General features: G+C 57.4%; 18 protein-coding genes. 11 read left to right on the forward strand and 7 right to left on the reverse strand.

The features are described from left to right. Positions 1-92: 92 nt before the first annotated feature. From ACJJIK_RS13975 to cysK, 3 genes are all read right to left on the reverse strand, one after another. On the reverse strand, positions 93-296 hold the full coding sequence (locus ACJJIK_RS13975) for a hypothetical protein (protein ID WP_444928910.1): 204 nt from the start codon (positions 294-296) through the stop codon (positions 93-95). A 101-nt stretch (positions 297-397) separates the two neighbouring features. After that, complete coding sequence (cysQ, locus tag ACJJIK_RS13980) at positions 398-1,234, reverse strand: 3'(2'),5'-bisphosphate nucleotidase CysQ (RefSeq protein ID WP_444943112.1); 837 nt, start codon at positions 1,232-1,234, stop codon at positions 398-400. Between the two features lie 38 nt (positions 1,235-1,272). Continuing rightward, positions 1,273-2,190 carry a cysteine synthase A gene (gene cysK / locus ACJJIK_RS13985; RefSeq protein ID WP_444928912.1) on the reverse strand — a complete coding sequence of 306 codons (918 nt, stop codon included), beginning with the start codon at positions 2,188-2,190 and terminating at the stop codon, positions 1,273-1,275. Between the two features lie 187 nt (positions 2,191-2,377). Between cysK and ACJJIK_RS13990 the strand changes: the two genes are divergently transcribed. From ACJJIK_RS13990 to ACJJIK_RS14040, 11 genes are all read left to right on the forward strand, one after another. Further along, a complete protein-coding gene (locus ACJJIK_RS13990) occupies positions 2,378-3,043 on the forward strand; it encodes a lysoplasmalogenase (RefSeq protein WP_444928913.1) in 666 nt (221 codons plus the stop codon). A gap of 75 nt (positions 3,044-3,118) precedes the next feature. Next, positions 3,119-3,802 carry a GMP/IMP nucleotidase gene (yrfG, locus tag ACJJIK_RS13995; RefSeq protein ID WP_444943113.1) on the forward strand — a complete coding sequence of 228 codons (684 nt, stop codon included), beginning with the start codon at positions 3,119-3,121 and terminating at the stop codon, positions 3,800-3,802. A 14-nt stretch (positions 3,803-3,816) separates the two neighbouring features. Next, positions 3,817-4,194, forward strand: coding sequence for an RNA-binding S4 domain-containing protein (locus ACJJIK_RS14000; RefSeq protein WP_444928915.1), 378 nt, complete (start codon positions 3,817-3,819; stop codon positions 4,192-4,194). Positions 4,195-4,282: 88 nt separating this feature from the next. Next, entirely contained in the window at positions 4,283-5,773 is a 1,491-nt protein-coding gene (locus tag ACJJIK_RS14005; protein ID WP_444943114.1) for a S1C family serine protease, read from the forward strand. A gap of 25 nt (positions 5,774-5,798) precedes the next feature. Beyond that, complete coding sequence (locus ACJJIK_RS14010; RefSeq protein ID WP_444943115.1) at positions 5,799-6,260, forward strand: DUF4124 domain-containing protein; 462 nt, start codon at positions 5,799-5,801, stop codon at positions 6,258-6,260. A gap of 143 nt (positions 6,261-6,403) precedes the next feature. Beyond that, entirely contained in the window at positions 6,404-7,282 is an 879-nt protein-coding gene (hslO, locus tag ACJJIK_RS14015; protein WP_444928918.1) for an Hsp33 family molecular chaperone HslO, read from the forward strand. 290 nt (positions 7,283-7,572) lie between these two features. Then, the gene (locus ACJJIK_RS14020) at positions 7,573-9,120 is read left to right on the forward strand and encodes a phosphoenolpyruvate carboxykinase (protein ID WP_444943116.1); all 1,548 of its coding nucleotides are present in this window, start codon (positions 7,573-7,575) and stop codon (positions 9,118-9,120) included. A gap of 185 nt (positions 9,121-9,305) precedes the next feature. Further along, positions 9,306-9,986, forward strand: a complete 681-nt coding sequence (locus ACJJIK_RS14025; protein WP_444943117.1) for a hypothetical protein — start codon at positions 9,306-9,308, stop codon at positions 9,984-9,986. Between the two features lie 16 nt (positions 9,987-10,002). Beyond that, positions 10,003-10,707, forward strand: coding sequence for a D-Ala-D-Ala carboxypeptidase family metallohydrolase (locus ACJJIK_RS14030; protein WP_444943118.1), 705 nt, complete (start codon positions 10,003-10,005; stop codon positions 10,705-10,707). A 79-nt stretch (positions 10,708-10,786) separates the two neighbouring features. Beyond that, on the forward strand, positions 10,787-11,866 hold the full coding sequence (locus tag ACJJIK_RS14035) for an AI-2E family transporter (RefSeq protein ID WP_444928922.1): 1,080 nt from the start codon (positions 10,787-10,789) through the stop codon (positions 11,864-11,866). 138 nt (positions 11,867-12,004) lie between these two features. After that, complete coding sequence (locus tag ACJJIK_RS14040; RefSeq protein WP_444943119.1) at positions 12,005-12,526, forward strand: peroxiredoxin family protein; 522 nt, start codon at positions 12,005-12,007, stop codon at positions 12,524-12,526. Between the two features lie 81 nt (positions 12,527-12,607). Here the strand turns inward: ACJJIK_RS14040 and ntrC are convergent, their stop codons facing one another. From ntrC to glnA, 4 genes are all read right to left on the reverse strand, one after another. Then, a complete protein-coding gene (gene ntrC, locus ACJJIK_RS14045) occupies positions 12,608-14,014 on the reverse strand; it encodes a nitrogen regulation protein NR(I) (RefSeq protein ID WP_444928924.1) in 1,407 nt (468 codons plus the stop codon). A 3-nt stretch (positions 14,015-14,017) separates the two neighbouring features. Beyond that, entirely contained in the window at positions 14,018-15,100 is a 1,083-nt protein-coding gene (gene glnL / locus ACJJIK_RS14050; RefSeq protein ID WP_444928925.1) for a nitrogen regulation protein NR(II), read from the reverse strand. Positions 15,101-15,425: 325 nt separating this feature from the next. Further along, positions 15,426-15,980 (reverse strand): DUF4124 domain-containing protein, encoded by a 555-nt coding sequence (locus ACJJIK_RS14055; protein ID WP_444928926.1) that lies wholly within the window; start codon positions 15,978-15,980, stop codon positions 15,426-15,428. A gap of 185 nt (positions 15,981-16,165) precedes the next feature. Next, on the reverse strand, positions 16,166-17,572 hold the full coding sequence (gene glnA / locus ACJJIK_RS14060; RefSeq protein ID WP_444928927.1) for a glutamate--ammonia ligase: 1,407 nt from the start codon (positions 17,570-17,572) through the stop codon (positions 16,166-16,168). Positions 17,573-17,611: the final 39 nt, after the last annotated feature.

The following is a 17,611-nucleotide window of genomic DNA, read 5'->3' on the forward strand; positions in this document are numbered from 1 at the left end:
TTAATAGTGACAAAAAGAGAGGAAAAAACTGTCGGCCGCAGAGGGTATCCCGCAAACTCAAACTTTTATCGGAAAAAATACCTCGACAATAGTTAGCGGGGCATCCGCCCCAATAGGGCTCGACGGGAAAATAGCATACTGTTGTAGGTGCGGCGCAGTAGCTTATTATTTTCATCGCCAGCACTGGCAAGCGCGTCAAAGCGCCGCTGCAACCAGCTGATTTCCTCCTCCAGCTCCCGGCGCAAACAGCGAATTTCACTTTGATTCTGCTTTAATTGCCGATCGGGACCAGGCATCGGTAAGCCCCCTGCATAGAGAAATAGCCAGACCGCTGTATGCCTCCCCCGCTAGAGGGCAGGCATACAAACACTTTCTACACGCTTTTTGGCGCCAATCCCTAGGCTACAGACTTATCCAACAACAGGGATTTCCAATCAAAAGAAGCGTCGCCGATCACATAGAAAAAGGGATTCAACAGGGAATCTTTGCTGTTGTAGCGCAGCAAATTAAATTGCTCATCCACCACAGTGCCACCCGCCGCTTCGACTACCGCCTGAGCTGCCGCAGTATCCCACTCGCAAGTCGGCGCCAGACGCGGGTACAGGTCCGCTGCACCTTCGGCCACCAGGCATAATTTCAGCGAAGAACCCATATTTTTGCACTCTACAGTGCCCAACTCAGTTTCGATACGCTGCACCAGCTGATCGACAGTGCCGGTGCCGTGACTGCGGCTGGCCACCAGCTCAACCACTTCACGATTGTCGAGGCGCGGCTTGAGTGGGCGCACCCGAATTTCAGCTTCGCCATTGGCATCGCGCTTAAACGCACCCTCGCCCTTACAGCCGGCATAGGTGATATTCAGTACCGGTACGTAAACCACCCCCAGCACCGGCTCGCCATGCTCGATTAATGCGACATTCACGGTAAATTCACCGTTGCGGCGGATAAACTCTTTGGTGCCGTCGAGGGGGTCGATAATCCAGTACCGCTGCCACTGGCTGCGCTCTGCGAAAGAGGGCATTTCCTCCTCCTCTGACAAGACCGGCACGCCCTCAAGCAGCTGTGCCAGTGCCGGCGCCAGTACCTTGTGCGCGGCCAGGTCCGCAGCGGTTACTGGAGAGTCGTCCTTCTTCGTCTCGACTTCCAGCTCCGCGCTGCTGTGATAGACCTCAAGGATCGCTTCTCCCGCACGTTTGCAGATCTCGATTACCTGCTCTAAAAGTGCTCTATCCATTACAACTCCCTATTTTTGTGAGTTCGTCAGTTAAATTCTCAAGCGGAGAAAAGGTCCGCTACAGACAGGTAGCGCTCCCCGGTGTCATAGCTGAACACCAGTACCCGGCTGCCCGCCGCCATCTCGCCCTCGCGCTTCTTCAGGGCCGCGAGGCTGGCTCCGGACGAGATGCCAACAAAGATGCCCTCTTTTAACGCGCAGCGGCGCGCCATCTCAAAGCTATCTTCCTCGCTGACCAATACAGTGCCATCGAGCACTGCCGTATCGAGCACCTGAGGAACAAAACCGGCACCAATACCCTGCAATCGATGCAGGCCTTTTTCGCCACCGCTAATCACCGGTGACTTCTCCGGCTCTACCGCATAGACCTGTAGATTGGAAAAATGCTCTTTTAAGACTTCGCCACAACCGGTGATATGTCCGCCGGTCCCCACGCCGGTGATCAGGTAATCCAACCCCTCAGGAAAATCCGCCAGAATTTCCTTGGAGGTAATATCCCGGTGTACCTGGGCATTGGCGCGGTTATTAAACTGCTGCGGCATCCAGCTGTTCGCATAGGAGGCCAATAATTCTTCCGCCTTGGCAATAGCGCCGCCCATACCGCGCTCTTTCGGCGTGAGGACCAATTCTGCACCCATCGCTTTCATAACCTGGCGGCGCTCTACCGACATCGACTCCGGCATGGTCAGGATCAGGCGATAGCCCTTCACCGCTGCAACCATCGCCAGACCAATTCCCGTGTTGCCCGAGGTGGGTTCGATAATAACGCCCCCGGGCTGTAGGGCCCCCCGGCGCTCCGCATCCTCAATCATCGCCAGGGCGATTCGGTCTTTAATACTGCTGCCCGGATTAAAGCGCTCCACTTTCATCCAGACCTCAATATCGGGGCGGAAGAGGTGGTTAATTCGCACGTGCGGGGTATTGCCGATTGTTTCCAGAATATTGGCCGCTTTCATCGGTAGCGCTCTCCATGACTAGTGCCCGGGACAAATCACTGTCGGGCATATTTATTCGATGCCCCATAGTACCCCAGAAATGTCCCGCCACCGTGGAAAACTCCAGACAAAATTGGAGGTCGATGGGGTCTGCTAAAAGGGTTAAATTGCTGGGGAGGTATACACAATAACAATAAGGTAAATACCTATGTCCGTAGAAAATTCCGCCCCTCAATATCATTTCCACAATTATCTAGTGCCCCTGTTCCTGCTCAGCGCCGCACTATTCATTTTTCTGGATACCTGGAAACTGGATAGCCTGTGGATGCCGGCGTTAAAAGCATTGCCGATACTGTCCCTGCTGCTGATTGCCAGAATCGAACTGCGCGGCGCGACCCGGCTTTTTACTATTCTCGCCCTCAGCTTCTCCGCCTGTGGGGATATACTGCTGGAACTGCACTTCCCCCAGCAGTTTGTCCTCGGCCTCGGGGCTTTTCTTATTGCCCAGCTCATCTACGCTCTCAGTTTCCTGCGCTTTGCCGCGCCCCCCGGGCGCCACAATTTGCTGCGCGCGCTGCCCGTACTCCTTAGCGCACTACTATTGGCACAAATTCTCCTCCCGGCGGCGGGGGACTTGGCTCCGGCGGTACTGGCCTACCTGCTGGCGATCCTCACCATGGCAGTCGCGGCCGCCATGCACAGGGGTGACTCCGCCCTGCTGTTTATCGGCGCAGTCACCTTTATGCTGTCAGATACATTGATTGCGATTAACAAGTTCATCGCCCCGCTGCCCCTGGCCGACGCCACCATTATGCTCACCTACTACAGCGCACAACTGTGTATCCTGTACGGCATCCGCCGCGCCCAGGCATAATGCCGACACCCCGGGAAGACATAACCCTCTACACTCTTGTCTTCCCGCCCCATATCAAAGAGGTAGACAGCTCCCATGCTCGACTGGCGAAGTATTGATACCGTATTGCTGGACATGGACGGCACCCTGTTGGACTTGCATTACGACAACCACTTTTGGCTCACACACCTGCCCAAGCGCTACGCCGAAGTGCACGGCTTTGACCCGCAGGAGGCGCAACAGCGGCTCGAGGCTGAAATCAACGCCCGTCGCGGCACCCTGGAGTGGTACTGCCTGGACTTCTGGGCGGAAAAGCTGGAACTGGATATCCTCGGCATATTGCGCGAGATTGAGGGTCGAATCGCCCTGCGCCCCCATACCGAGGCGTTCTTAACCGGCCTGCAACAGCTGCAAAAACCCACCTACCTGGTCACCAATGCGCACCGCCACGGGCTGGAGCACAAGCTGGAGATCACCGGCATCGACCGCTGGTTTGACGGCATCATTTCTTCCCACGATTATGGACACGCCAAGGAGAGCGCCGATTTCTGGGACTCCCTGCGGGAAAACCTGGCATTTGACCCGGACAAAACCCTGTTTGTCGACGACAACCAATCGGTGCTGGGGGCCGCCCAGGACTATGGTATCGCCCACCTGCTGTGTATCCGCCAACCGGATAGCCGGGGGCCCAAGCGGGAGATCACCAACTTCCCGGCGATCCACCACTTCGACGAGATCATGGCCTTAGACAGCGGTAGACTGGGCAGCAGACCCGCCTGATAACAAGAGAGACTATGGAAAAAGTACGTATTGATAAGTGGCTCTGGGCCGCGCGCTTCTTTAAGACCCGCAGTATTGCCAAACAGGCGATTGAAGGCGGCAAGGTTCACGCCGATGGCCAGCGGGTCAAAGCCAGCAAGGAAGTGACTACCGGTGCCAAGCTGAGTATCCGCCAGGGCTGGGATCTACTGGAGGTTGAGGTGATCGCCCTGTCGGACCAGCGGCGCGGCGCCGAGATCGCGCGTACCCTGTACCGCGAGACCGAGGACAGCATCGCCCGCCGGGAAAAAGAAAAAACCGAGCGCCAGGCGGCGAATGCGGGAGTGCAGCCGGAACGCCCGAATAAAAAGCAGCGCCGGCAGATACACCGCTTCCTGCGGGAACAGGATTAGCACGGCCAAGTCAAAGTGGTGAAATTTCCGCCATTTAACCCTGTAACTGCTAAACTGCCCCCACTTAACCCGATAGAAAACAGCCACAATGAAACGACTGATCGCCATTTCCCTGCTGATTCTGCTCGGTACTCAGACCGCCCTTGCAGACAGCCGTGAACACGAGCAGCTGAAGCGCTCAATTATCAAGATTTATACCACCGCCGCCGCCCCGGATTACTTTAACCCCTGGGCCCTGCTCAACCCCAAGCAGCTATCTGGCTCCGGTGCCGTGATCCGCAACCGGCAAATCCTGACCAATGCACACGTTGTGGCCAATGGCAGTTTTATTCAGGTGCAGCGCCACGGCGACGCGAAAAAATTCCGCGCCCGGGTCAAGTTTGTCTCCCATGATGCCGACCTCGCCCTGCTGACCGTCGATGACGACAGCTTCTTCAACGACACCCGCCCCCTGGGCCTGGGCAAGTTGCCGGACCTGCAGGAAGAGGTCACCGTCTACGGCTATCCTATTGGCGGCAAATCCCTGTCTATTACCCGCGGAGTGCTCTCCCGTGTGGAGCACCAGTATTACGCTCACGCCGAGAGCTACCTGATGGCGGGCCAAATAGATGCGGCGATCAACCCGGGCAACAGCGGCGGCCCGGTTATTTCCAACGGGCACATCGTCGGCGTGGCCATGCAGACCAACCAGAGCGCTGAGAACCTGGGCTACTTCGTCCCCCCCAGCGTGATCGCCCATGTTCTCGAAGACGCCAAGGACAATGTGCATCAGGGATTCCCCGAGCTGGGACTCGTGACCCAGAGCCTGGAGAGCCCGTCGATGAAAAAAGCCGCCGGCCTGGAGGAGGACCAGGATGGCGCTATGGTGGTTAAGGTATTCGATAATTCCCCCGCCGCCGAGGTGTTTAAACCCGGCGATGTTCTACTTGAGGTCGACGGCTTTAAAGTGGCCGCAGACCGGACCGTAGAGTGGCGGGAGAATCAGCGCACCAACTACCACTACGCCGTGGATCGCCACCACGTCGGCGAGCGCTTGCCGGTGCGTTTCTCCCGCGACGGCAAAGAGCAGACCGCCGAGGTCGCCCTGGCCGCAGCGCCCCCCTCCCGCGCCATGGTGCTGGGGGAACAGTTTGACCGCCAGCCGCGCTACTACATCTACGGCGGTGTTGTCTTCGTGCCCCTGAATATGAACCTGATCAAGCGCTGGGGCAAAAACTGGCACTCAAAAGCCCCCATCGACTACCTCTATGCCCGCAATCAATGGAGCGATGAGCAGCGCCGCGAACTGGTAGTCGCCCTAAAAGTACTACCCGCCAATGTGAACCTCGGTTACCACGACTGGAAGAATTGGATTATCGATTCGGTAAACGGCCACAGCATCAAGGACTTCGACGAATTTGCCCAATTGATGGAGAGCAACAAGCGGGACTTTGTAGATTTGCGCGATCGCTCCGGCTACCGCATGGTTCTGGATGCGGCCCAGGCCCAGGAACAGCAACCGCTGATCCTACAGACCTACCATATCCCCCAGCGCCACTCCCAGGGGCTGTTTAGCCAGCTGGCCAATAAAGAAGAATAAAAGTATTAAGAGGCATGGAAGCGCCGTGAAATCACTGTATCTACCTTCCGTACTCGGCGGCCTGCTACTGGCCGTCAGTGCAACCGCTGCCAGCGCAGAGATGTACCGCTGGGTCGATGAAAATGGCCGCGTCCACTTCAGCGACCGCCCCCCAGCCGACGCCGAGGCCCAGAATGTTTCCGGGGAGTTGGCCCCCATCAATGCTATCGGCTCCGGTAGCAATCGACAGCCCAGCTCAACGGCCACGGTTAAATCGGGAGTTTCTCGAAAAATGGATGAGGAGTACCGCAACCGCCAGCTGCGCGAAAAGCAGCAAAGGCAGGAGAAAAGGCAAGCGGCCTGCGACGATGCGCGCAGTAACCTTGAGGCTGTTCAGGGGCGGGTGGTATTTATCGATGATAACGGTAAAGAAGTGCGCCGCAGCGAGCGGCAGAGACAGCAGATCGCCGAGAAGCTTGAGCGGGAAATTAACCGCTACTGCGGCTAATTATCCCCCGGCCCGGGCGCTGATCTCGGCACAACACACCCCGTATATCCCGCAGCAGCGCCCGCTATGATCAGCGACAGCTACCATTTAGGCATATCCACCTCTAAAATCCTGCGGTTTTTATACCGAGGGGCTCCCGACCTATGTCCGATCAGCTGGAACGCTTTATTTTCTCCAAACACGATATTCGCGGACAGGTGGTGACACTAACCGACGCCTACCGCGATGTACTGGAACACAATCCACTGCCGGCACCGGTGGCGCGGCTACTGGGCGAGTTCCTCACCGCCGCCAGCCTGCTTTCAACCACCCTGAAATTCGAAGGCGTCCTGAGCCTTCAGGCCCGCGGGGAAGGTGATGTCCCCATGATTATGGCGGAGTGTACCCACCACAGCGACCTGCGCGGTATCGCCCGGGTAGCCGAGGGTGCACAGATCAGCGAAGACGCCACCCTGCGCGATATGATCGGCCCGCGCGGCGCCCTCGCCATTACCTTGGAACCCAAGCGCGGGGAGCGCTACCAGGGGGTGGTGCCCATGGAGCGGGACAGCCTGGCCGGCTGCCTGGAAGACTACTTTCAACAATCGGAACAGCTGGCGACGCGCGTATGGCTGGAGAGCAGTGACAGCACTGTCGCCGGTCTTATGCTGCAAATTCTGCCGGGCAACAACGCCGCGACAGCAGAGGAAAACCGGGATGCCTGGGAGACCGCGATCCACCTGGCAGAGACGGTAACCGCCGAAGAACTGTTTAGCGTCCCCCACCCGGAGCTGATTCACCGCCTGTTCCACCAATTGGAGCCGGCGACCCTGGGAACCGACACCATTCGCTTTAAGTGCAGTTGCTCCAGAACACGCAGCGCCCGCGCGCTGGTTTCCCTGGGCGCCGAAGATGTCTATCGACTACTGGAGGAGCAGCAGGGCGAGATAATCGCGGACTGCCAATTCTGTAATACCCAGTACCGCTTCGACCGGGAACAAATCGATACCCTCCTCAACGCACCGCCCCACACCCTGCATTAATCGCTTTAGGGCTGTGCGGCCATTTCAGTGCCAGCACAGCCCGTCACCAAATTCGCTATACCTTCCAAGCAAAATTCACAAACCAAATAGTTGGCACAAACACCATAAATAAAACAGATTTCGATGGGTATTATTTTTAATGACAGCGCTGTCATTGGTTACTAAACAGGCAGGCTTGGTATCCGCATATTTTGAATTTTGCAATAATACGTTCCCAAAATTTTCTACGGCTGTCTAAACGTTAGGCAGACCCAATATTTTACTATCCAACTTTCACGGGTATTCCACGAATGGCACAGATCGACGACTCCGCGATGGTCTTCAAGAACCTATCACCGGCACAATTGGTAGAGCAGGCTCTGACACGCGGCGAGGGCAAGCTGTCAGATACCGGCGCTCTGGTGACTGAAACCGGCGCGCGCACCGGTCGCTCCCCAGCCGACCGCTTTGTTGTAGAAGAGCCTTCCACTGCCGACAGCATCGCCTGGGGCAACGTCAACCGCCCTTTCCCGCAGGATAAGTTTGATGCCCTGTGGAGCCGCGTCGAGGCTTTTGTTGCTGGCAGCGACACTTTCGTCCAGCACCTGCATGTGGGCCAGGATGAAGACCACTACCTGCCTGTCGTAGTGACCACCCAAACCGCATGGCACAACCTGTTCGGCCGCAATATGTTTATCCGCGCCGAGAAGTACAATCCCAAGTCCAAGGAAGAGTGGCAAATCCTGCACGCGCCTCACTTTGTGTGTGAGCCCGAGCGCGATGGCACCAACTCCGAAGGCTGCGTCATCATCAACTTCGGTCAGCGCAAAGTACTGCTGGCCGGTATGCGCTACGCCGGCGAGATGAAGAAGGCCATGTTCTCCGTACAGAACTTCCTGCTGCCGGAAAAAGACGTAATGCCCATGCACTGCGCGGCTAACGTCGGCGAAGATGGCGATACCTGCCTGTTCTTCGGCCTGTCCGGTACCGGCAAGACCACCCTGTCCGCCGACCCCGAGCGCTACCTGATCGGTGACGATGAGCACGGCTGGACCAAGGGCGCGGTCTTCAATATGGAAGGTGGCTGCTACGCGAAAACCATCGACCTGAGCCAGAAAAACGAGCCGGTTATCTGGGATGCCATCCGTTTCGGCGCCATCGTTGAAAATGTGGTAACCAACGACCACGGCACTGCCGACTACTGCGACACCAGCCTGACTGAAAACGGTCGCTGCTCCTACCCGCTGGAGCACGTCGAAATGCGTCAGCTGGAAAACCGCGCCGGCGAGCCGAAGAACGTTATCTTCCTCACCTGCGATGTATCCGGCGTACTGCCCCCGGTATCCATCCTCTCCAAAGAGGCTGCGGCTTACCACTTCCTGTCTGGCTACACTGCCCGCGTAGGCTCCACCGAGCTGGGCGCAGAGGCCGGTATCCACCCGACCTTCTCCACCTGCTTCGGCGCGCCGTTTATGCCGCGTGCACCGCGCGAATACGCAGACCTGCTGATGAAGCGCATCGAAGAGTTCGGCTCCAAGGTCTACCTGGTAAACACCGGCTGGACCGGCGGCTCCGGCGACAACGGCAAGCGCTTCCCGATCCCGGTCACCCGCGCAGTGGTTGCCGCTATCCAGAGCGGCGCCCTGGAAGGCGTTGCCACCGAGCACCTGGATGCCCTGAACCTGGACATCCCCGTGGAAGTGCCCGGTGTGGACAAGTCCTACCTGAACCCCCGCGAAACCTGGGCCGAAAAAGCCGCTTACGACGATCAAGCGGGCAAGCTGGCCAAGCTGTTCGCCGAGAACATTGAGAAGTTCAATGTGAGCGAAGACGTTAAAAATGCGGGCCCTCAAGCCTAAATAAAAGGTTGTCGAGCAGCGCAGGCTGCTCGCGATCCAAAAGCCGCTGCTCCCCCGGGACCAGCGGCTTTTTTGTCCCTGTCGCCAGGCCCGCAGGCGGTCGATTTTTGCGGCTATAGTGAGTAAGCAGGCGCCGACGATTTTCGCGTCGGCAAGCAACTCCCCCAGCAGCAATCGCGCTTACTATGTCCGCAGGCAACTCGTTTACTCGCTTCGAAACTCTGTTCCCGCACAAACCGCCCGGACAAACGGTCAACCGGGTGGTCGTCGCTGTCCTCGGTTTAGTGCTGAGTGGCCTTCTGTTTGCCCTGTGGCTGCACCTCTTTCTCTCTTCACAGGAAAAGTCCTACACCGTACAGCGGGGTTACCGCCTCGCCAACGAGGCGGCCTTTAATCAGTTTCTGCGCCAGGGCAATAACCGCTCCCGGATACAAGCCCTCGACCAGTGGCTGCGCGAACGGGGCCTGGCCGGCATCTTTCCCACTCGGGAGCTGCTGCGCCAGGGCGACCAGTGGCTCAACCTGGAGGAGGCGCCCTTCGCCATCCCGCCCAGAGATCTGTGGCCCAATATCGCAAAAACCCTCACCCTGGTGCGGGACCAGCTTATCCCCCTGATCGGCCCGGTCACGGTGGTTTCCGCTTATCGCACAAACAGCTACCAGCGAAAACTGGCGCCCCAGAAGCACCCCCATCACCGCGACTTTTGCGGGCTGGACCTTATCCCGAAATCCCATATCGGCCACAGAGAACTCGCGGAAGAGCTGAGCGCCTTACACGCGCGCCTCGGCCCCGAGAGCCGGGCCGGAATGGGCCTGATCGACGGCATCCTGTTTCATATCGACACCTGCGGCTACCGCACCTGGTAACTGGAGAGGCAACCTGATGGTTATGCAAAATGACAAAGCCCGCGCCGAAATCAACCAGCGCCACCGGTACAGCTTTGCTATCGGCGCAATCGCACTTGTGCTGCTCGCCGGCCTGTTTTTTTTCACCCGCGAGCCTGCGCCAGAGGTCGATAAGCGGGTCAAATCCCCCATCGATATCCTCCCCCTGCTTATGATCCCGGAGGTGTACGATATCAAGGGCTACCCGGCCGCCTCAGAGCGGGCCTTCAGCCGTTTTCTGAGCAGAGACAATAACCATGCGCGCTTTACCCAGCTAAAAAGATTCCTGCGCGCCAACCGGGTTGAACAGGTTGTCTCCCCCTATGAACTATTGCGCCAGGGCAGCGATTGGCAGGATTTAGACGAGCCCGCTTTTGCCATCCCCCCAAAAAAACTCTGGTGGGGTATCGTCAATACGCTGCGGGTCATCGAGCGGGAAATCGTACCCCGCATCGGCCCGGTGAGCGTGCTCTCCGGCTGGCGCACACCCACCTACAACCGCAAAGCCGGGGGCTCCAGGGGCAGCAAACACCTGCACTTTTGCGGACTGGATATAGTCCCGCAAAAGCCCTTTTCCCGGGCGCAACTGGTCCCCGTACTCAGGGATATGCACAAGCGCAGCGGGCGAGAATGGCAAATGGGCCTGGGCATTTATCGGGGCATTCGCTTCCACGTGGATACGTGCGGATACAGGCGCTGGTAAAAGCCCACTGCTTCTGCTTAGATAGAGCAAAAATTAGGCGCCCCACCGCCGGGTAGCCGGAGCAGCAGAGGAAGTCGCAGTGCAAGAAAAATTGGAAAGGCGCTCATTTATATTGACGCTGTTATTGGTCAGCGTAGCTTTTTTACTCTTAATAAAACCCTTCTTTACCCCTATTTTTTGGGCCTGTGCCACCGCACTGATTTTCTATCCGGTGTACCGCCGGCTGATGCAGCGCTGCCCCAACTCCCCCAATTTAATGGCCCTGCTCACCCTCTTTATGTGTATCGTGCTGCTGGTGATACCCGTACTGGTAGTGACCACCTCTTTTATTAATGAAGCGGTCACTCTGTATCACCGAATTCAAGAGGGGCAAATTGATGTATCCAAATCCTTTGAACAGATTCGCAACGCCTTCCCCCTGGTCAACAGCACACTCGAAAGTATTGGTGTCGATATCGAAGAGGCCAAACAGCGCCTGATGGGCGGGGTTATGAATGCCGGCAGTTTCGTGGCAAAAAATGCCATCGAAGTTGGGCAAAATACCGTTAACTTTTTTGTGATGCTGGGCTTAATGCTCTACCTCACTTTCTTCCTGATCCGCGATGGCGAAAAGCTGGTTGGCCTGATTATTCACGCCCTGCCACTGGGCGATGAGCGCGAGCACCTTTTACTGGCCAAATTTGCCGAGGTCACTCGCGCAACCATCAAAGGCAACTTGGTTGTCGCCATTACCCAGGGCGGGCTGGGCGGAATTATTTTCTGGGTACTGGGATTGCCCGCGCCGGTGCTGTGGGGCGTATTAATGACCTTGCTATCGCTGCTGCCCGCCGTCGGTGCCGCACTGATCTGGCTCCCCGCCGCTATTTATCTCTACGCTATTGGCGACCCGGTAAAGGCAACGATTTTAGTCGCCTACGGCCTCACAGTAATCAGCCTGGTGGATAATCTGCTGCGCCCGATTCTGGTGGGGCGCGACACAAAACTCCCGGATTATTTGGTACTTTTCTCCACTGTCGGCGGCCTGTTTATGTTCGGCGTCAGCGGCTTTGCGATAGGTCCGTTACTCGCGGCACTATTCCTCGCCTTCTGGGAAATCTTTATGCGGGAATTTGTCCACCCCGAAGATGTATTAATGCCGCAAAAACCGGATGATCTTTAAATCCCGGACTGGGGTGGGTAAGCCATTTATTCGCCCCAGCCGCTTAACGCAGTATTTTCCAGTGATAGCCGCCACAGTGGCCAGATGGGCCTCGGGGCAGTAGCATAGGCGTACCAGTAACCCCAAAGGGCAACATTCGTGAAATACCTACTGACCCTATTAATCTCGACACTTATCAGCCTTCCCGGCTTCGCTCTGGAAGTGGGCGAGATGGCGCCAAACTTTACTCTCCAGGGATCTGATGGCCAGAGCCACACCCTGGCAGACCTCAAGGGCAAAAGTGCGGTGGTTATCGCCTGGTTTCCCAAGGCATTCACGCGCGGCTGCACCATCGAGTGCAAATCCCTCGCCCAGAACGGCCACAAGATTAAAGCCTATGAAGTCACCTACTTTATGGCCAGCACCGATGACCTGGACGATAACACTCAATTTGCCGAGGAGAGTGAGGCGGATTTTCCACTACTCAGCGATCCCAGTGGCGAGGTGGCCAAAGCTTACGATGTACTGATTCCCGTTATGAATATCGCCCGCCGCATTACCATTTATATCGGCAAAGATGGCCGAGTACTCAAAATCGATAAGGATATTAAGCCCGCCAGCAGTGCGGAAGATATTGCGCGAACGCTGGGAGAACTGGGCATTAAAAAAGCATCGAGTTAAAACTCGCAGCTGAAAATAGTATTAATCCATTAATTAATGGAGTAGATCGCCCAAATTAACTTTGGGCGATCCCAGCGCAATTTACTCTCCGCTAATTTCCAGCTCTTTTAACTTTCGCGTCAAAGTATTTCGCCCCCACCCCAGCAGATCAGCGGCATCGCGTTTGCGCCCGGCCGTGTGCTTAAGGGCAATTTCTATTAGCGCCCGCTCAAAGGCGGGCACAGCTTCATTTAAAATCTCGCGCTGCCCAGAGGACAGGGCCTGATCGGCCCACAGGCGCAAAGCTTTCTGCCAATCTGCCGGTGCCTCTGCCGTCGCGCCCTGCTGGTGCAGCTCCTGTGGCAAATCTTCAATATGCACCTCGCGCCCGGAGGCCATCACGGTAATCCAGCGGCAGGTATTTTCCAGCTGGCGCACATTGCCGGGCCAATCCAACCCGGACAGATAGCCCTCCGTTTCCCTGCTCAGGATTTTTGCTTCCACCCCCAGGTCTTTTGCCGCAGCATTAAAGAAATGCCGAACCAAGCGCGGGATATCCTCCCGGCGGTCCGCCAGCCGCGGAATATGAATACGGATCACGTTCAGGCGGTGAAACAAATCCTCGCGGAATTTGTGTTGGCATACCAGCTCCTCCAAGTCCTGGTGGGTCGCCGCGATAATACGCACGTCCACCTTGACCGGGGTGTGGCCTCCGACCCGGTAAAATTCACCGTCGGCCAATACGCGCAATAAACGCGTCTGCGTCTCTGCGGGCATATCGCCAATTTCATCTAAAAACAGGGTGCCGCCATTGGCCTGCTCAAAGCGCCCGGCGCGCTGGGAACTGGCACCGGTGAAAGCCCCTTTTTCATGGCCGAACAACTCGGACTCCATCAGGTCCTTGGGAATAGCGGCCATATTCAAAGCGATAAAGGGCTGCTCCCTGCGCGGGCTGTGATTGTGCAGCGCCTGCGCCACCAGCTCCTTACCGGTGCCGGATTCACCGTTAATCAATACGGTGATATTGGAATGGGACAGGCGGCCAATCGCGCGAAAGACCTCCTGCATCGCCGGCGCCTCGCCAATAATTTCTTTATTACCCTGGCCATTTTCCGGCTCAACCCGCTCTTCAGCGCTCTGCTCACTGGCGTGCATCAGGGCGCGACGGGTTACCGCCACCGCCTCATCGATATCAAAGGGCTTGGGCAGGTACTCAAAGGCGCCGCCCTGATAAGCGGCTACGGCACTATCCAGGTCCGAGTGCGCAGTCATAATAATAATCGGCAGGCTCGGTCGCTCGGCTTGGAAGCGCTGCAACAATTTGAAGCCATCGGAGCCCGGCATGCGAATATCACTGATCACAACATCCGGGGAATCGCTGTAAAAATCATCCAGGGCGCGGTCGCCACTCTCGTAGCACTGGGTATCAATTCCCTCGCGCGATAGCGCTCTCTCCAGCACCCAGCGGATTGATCTGTCGTCGTCAATAATCCAAACGCGATTACTCATTCTCTAGGCTCCTGTATTTACAAATTCGGTCGTCAGGGGCAGATAAATTTGAAAGGTGCTGCGGCCGGCTTGGCTGTCACACTTAATCAGCCCCTTGTGTTGATTGATAATGTTCTGCGAAATGGAGAGGCCGAGGCCGGAGCCCTCGGCGCGACCGGAGATCATCGGGAAAAATATCCGCTCGCGAATTTCCTCCGCTATGCCCGGGCCGTTATCTTCAATTTCTATACGGCAGACCAGTGGGCAATTGCGGCGGCCGATGGTGAACTGGCGCTGGATACGCGTGCGCAGTACCACCTCCCCACTGCTGAGGCCGATACTTTCATCGATGGCCTGCATGGCGTTGCGGGCAATATTGAGCAGCGCCTGCATCAGCTGTTCGCTGTCTGCGGGAACATCGGGAATAGACGGGTCGTAATCCCTGCGAATTTTCAGCTCACCGATACACTCCGCATCCAGCAACTGGGCAACCCGCTCCAGGACCTCGTGTACGTTAACCGGTTGCAGTACCACCGGCTGGCGCGGCCCCAGCAGGCGATCGACCAGGTTGCGCAGTCGATCCACCTCTTCGATGATGATCTGGGTGTATTCATCCAGGGCCGGGTCGGGCAGCTCGCGCTGTAGCAGCTGCGCCGCACCGCGGATGCCCCCGAGAGGATTTTTAACCTCATGGGCCATACCGCGAACCAAATTGCGCGTAGTTTCCTGGGCGTTGAGCAGCGCATCCTCCCTGGCAATGCGCAGCAGGCGATCCATCGGCTGCACTTCCAGCAGCAATACAGAAAACTCCGGCACCGGGCTGACCGAGTAATCCACCGTCCGGGTTTCAAGGTTGTTCAGCCGCCAACTGGCGCGGCGTACCGTGTACTTTTCATTGTTGCGCAGCGCCTCGCGCATCGCCTCATAGGCGGTGGGGGACTCTCGCACCAGCTCCTCCAGCATAGAGCCTTGGACCCGGGTACTGGAGGCGGCTAACAGGTCCTCGGCGGCATTGTTCAGATAGCAAAGCGCTAGGTTTTCATCCAGCACCAGTACTGCGGAAGTCAGGCTATCGAGTAATTGGCGCAACTGGCGATCATTCAGCATTGATAAAATTTCCGGTTTATTCCGAGGCCCTGACCCAGCTCCTTCGGTCAGTCCCAGCGCGCAAGCGCTGTATCTAGTCAGTGCAAAAAGCAAACCAAAATGGCGCATAAGCGGGCATTTGCAGGCAAAAATAGCTCGAGGCGAACAGCGCCAGTGCGCGGCTAGCGGCACTGCAGCTGCCGGTGATCGGCCTCGGGAACAGGGGGTAGCGCCAGCAAGGGCAGAATGCACCATAAAGGTGCATAGGTCAAAAAGCGGTCAGGTTGGGTATAGGGCGAGCTGAAAATAACAGGGACAGGGGCCGGGAGGAGCTCCGCCCCCGCATTCAGCCCCGGGCTATGGGGCGCTTCACGTAGACTGTGACGACAGCGGACTGAGCCAGAACCTGTCCACGGGGGCCCACTAAGACGGCTTGCAGGGTATGGGCGCCACGCTCCAGGGCCGAAATATCGAGGGAGTTGCCACTGGAACTCCCCTGCCAGCGCTGCCCGTCAACCACAGCATAAAAGCTCGCGCCCTCTGGCAGGGCTGGAGTCACTTGCACCTGGAGCACGATCAGTGTCTGCCCGGGGGGAATCGTCGCCTCGTGGATGGGGCTGACGATCTGAATCGACACAGGCCCAAGGGCCTCAGCGCCCTTTCTAGGTGACAGCTTTCTTGTGGGCAACTGGCGCGGTTGGATATTGATCGGCGCCAATTCCACCTTTTCAGAGGTGCCATTTGCCGGTGGTGTATCGCTAAACGTGACCTGGCCATCGGGCCCAACCACCTTATAGATAGCGGCGCCGGCCTCTGCATTATCATCAGTTCCCGCTATTGCGGTCACTGCCGCCAGAGGCAGTGTGAGCAACAGGGCCTTAAGTAGCTTATACCTCGCCATAGTATTGTCGACCGCAGCGCGGACGCTCCTTTTCTGCCCACACCAGGGCTCTGTGACACTCCACCGCCGCAGCGGCACTCAATCCACTTCCAGCTGACAGTGTACCCGCAATAAAAAAGCCCGCACCAGGGCGGCGCGGGCTTTTCGAGAACAGCTCGACGGCATCACTGTGATGCCGGGCACCGTTACACGGAGTAGTACATATCGAACTCGACCGGGTGAGTGGTCATGTTCAGGCGCTCTACTTCTTCGCGCTTCAGCTCGATGTAGGCATCGATAGCGTCATCAGTGAATACGCCACCGGCGGTCAGGAACTCGCGATCCTTATCCAGGGCATCCAGAGCGCCCTCCAGGCTGGCAGCAACGGTCGGGTACTCGGCCAGCTCTTCCGGCGGCAGGTCGTACAGATCCTTGTCCGCAGGGTCGCCAGGATGGATCTTGTTCTTGATGCCGTCGAGGCCTGCCATCAGCAGTGCGGCGAAGGACAGGTACGGGTTGGCTGTCGGATCCGGGAAGCGGGTCTCGATGCGCTTGCCTTTCGGAGAGGGTACGAAAGGAATACGGATAGACGCGGAGCGGTTGCGCGCGGAGTAGGCCAGGATTACCGGCGCTTCAAAGCCAGGTACCAGACGCTTGTAAGAGTTGGTGGAAGCGTTACACAGCGCGTTCAGGGCGCGTGCGTGCTTAATAATACCGCCGATGTAGTACAGGGCCGCTTCGGACAGTCCCGCGTAGGCATCACCGGCACACTGGTTGACGCCATCCTTGCTGAAGGACTGGTGTACGTGCATGCCGGAACCATTATCGCCCACCAGAGGCTTGGGCATAAAGGTCGCGGTTTTGCCGTAGGCGTGCGCAACATTGTGTACCGCGTACTTGAGAATCTGTACTTCGTCCGCTTTCTTGGTCAGGGTGTTGGCGGCAACGCCGATTTCACACTGGCCAGCAGTACCCACTTCGTGGTGGTGTACTTCTACACTCAGGCCCATCTGCTCCATCGCGGAACACATAGCGGCGCGTATATCGTGCAGGGAATCCACCGGCGGAACCGGGAAGTAGCCGCCTTTAACACCGGGACGGTGGCCGATATTGCCCTCGGCGAAGCTGTGACCGGAAGACCAGGCCGCTTCTTCAGAGTTGATCTTGTAGAAGGCGCCGCCCATTTCGGCACCCCAGGTGATGTCGTCGAAGACGAAGAACTCGGGCTCGGGACCGAACAGCGCGGTGTCACCCAGACCGGTGGACTTCAGATATTCCTCGGCGCGCAGTGCGATGGAGCGGGGATCGCGCTCGTAACCCTGACCGGTGATCGGGTCGACGATATTACAGCGAATAATAACGGTGCTCTCATCGGTGAAGGGGTCGAGGAAAGCGGTATCGTCGTCCGGCATCAGGATCATGTCGGATTCGTTGATGCCCTTCCAGCCGGCGATGGAAGAACCATCGAACATTTTGCCTTCTTCAAAGAACTCGCCGTCAACTTCCGACACGGGGATGGAAACGTGTTGTTCTTTACCCTTGGTATCGGTAAAGCGCAGGTCTATCCACTTCGCTTCACTCTCTTTAATCAAACCGAGCGTTTTCGCTGACATTGCAGTCCTCCAGGTCTTGAAAAGTAATTGGTCGCTATG

Source organism: Microbulbifer regidiadema (SeqCode) (assembly GCF_052466995.1).

Excerpts from the sequence above, each read along its gene's own strand:
- ACJJIK_RS13975 (WP_444928910.1), bottom strand. The coding sequence starts at position 296 with ATGCCTGGTCCCGATCGGCAATTAAAGCAGAATCAAAGTGAAATTCGC.
- cysQ (WP_444943112.1), bottom strand. The coding sequence starts at position 1,234 with ATGGATAGAGCACTTTTAGAGCAGGTAATCGAGATCTGCAAACGTGCG.
- cysK (WP_444928912.1), bottom strand. The coding sequence starts at position 2,190 with ATGAAAGCGGCCAATATTCTGGAAACAATCGGCAATACCCCGCACGTG.
- ACJJIK_RS13990 (WP_444928913.1), top strand. The coding sequence starts at position 2,378 with ATGTCCGTAGAAAATTCCGCCCCTCAATATCATTTCCACAATTATCTA.
- yrfG (WP_444943113.1), top strand. The coding sequence starts at position 3,119 with ATGCTCGACTGGCGAAGTATTGATACCGTATTGCTGGACATGGACGGC.
- ACJJIK_RS14000 (WP_444928915.1), top strand. The coding sequence starts at position 3,817 with ATGGAAAAAGTACGTATTGATAAGTGGCTCTGGGCCGCGCGCTTCTTT.
- ACJJIK_RS14005 (WP_444943114.1), top strand. The coding sequence starts at position 4,283 with ATGAAACGACTGATCGCCATTTCCCTGCTGATTCTGCTCGGTACTCAG.
- hslO (WP_444928918.1), top strand. The coding sequence starts at position 6,404 with ATGTCCGATCAGCTGGAACGCTTTATTTTCTCCAAACACGATATTCGC.
- ACJJIK_RS14020 (WP_444943116.1), top strand. The coding sequence starts at position 7,573 with ATGGCACAGATCGACGACTCCGCGATGGTCTTCAAGAACCTATCACCG.
- ACJJIK_RS14025 (WP_444943117.1), top strand. The coding sequence starts at position 9,306 with ATGTCCGCAGGCAACTCGTTTACTCGCTTCGAAACTCTGTTCCCGCAC.
- ACJJIK_RS14030 (WP_444943118.1), top strand. The coding sequence starts at position 10,003 with ATGGTTATGCAAAATGACAAAGCCCGCGCCGAAATCAACCAGCGCCAC.
- ntrC (WP_444928924.1), bottom strand. The coding sequence starts at position 14,014 with ATGAGTAATCGCGTTTGGATTATTGACGACGACAGATCAATCCGCTGG.
- glnL (WP_444928925.1), bottom strand. The coding sequence starts at position 15,100 with ATGCTGAATGATCGCCAGTTGCGCCAATTACTCGATAGCCTGACTTCC.
- ACJJIK_RS14055 (WP_444928926.1), bottom strand. The coding sequence starts at position 15,980 with ATGGCGAGGTATAAGCTACTTAAGGCCCTGTTGCTCACACTGCCTCTG.
- glnA (WP_444928927.1), bottom strand. The coding sequence starts at position 17,572 with ATGTCAGCGAAAACGCTCGGTTTGATTAAAGAGAGTGAAGCGAAGTGG.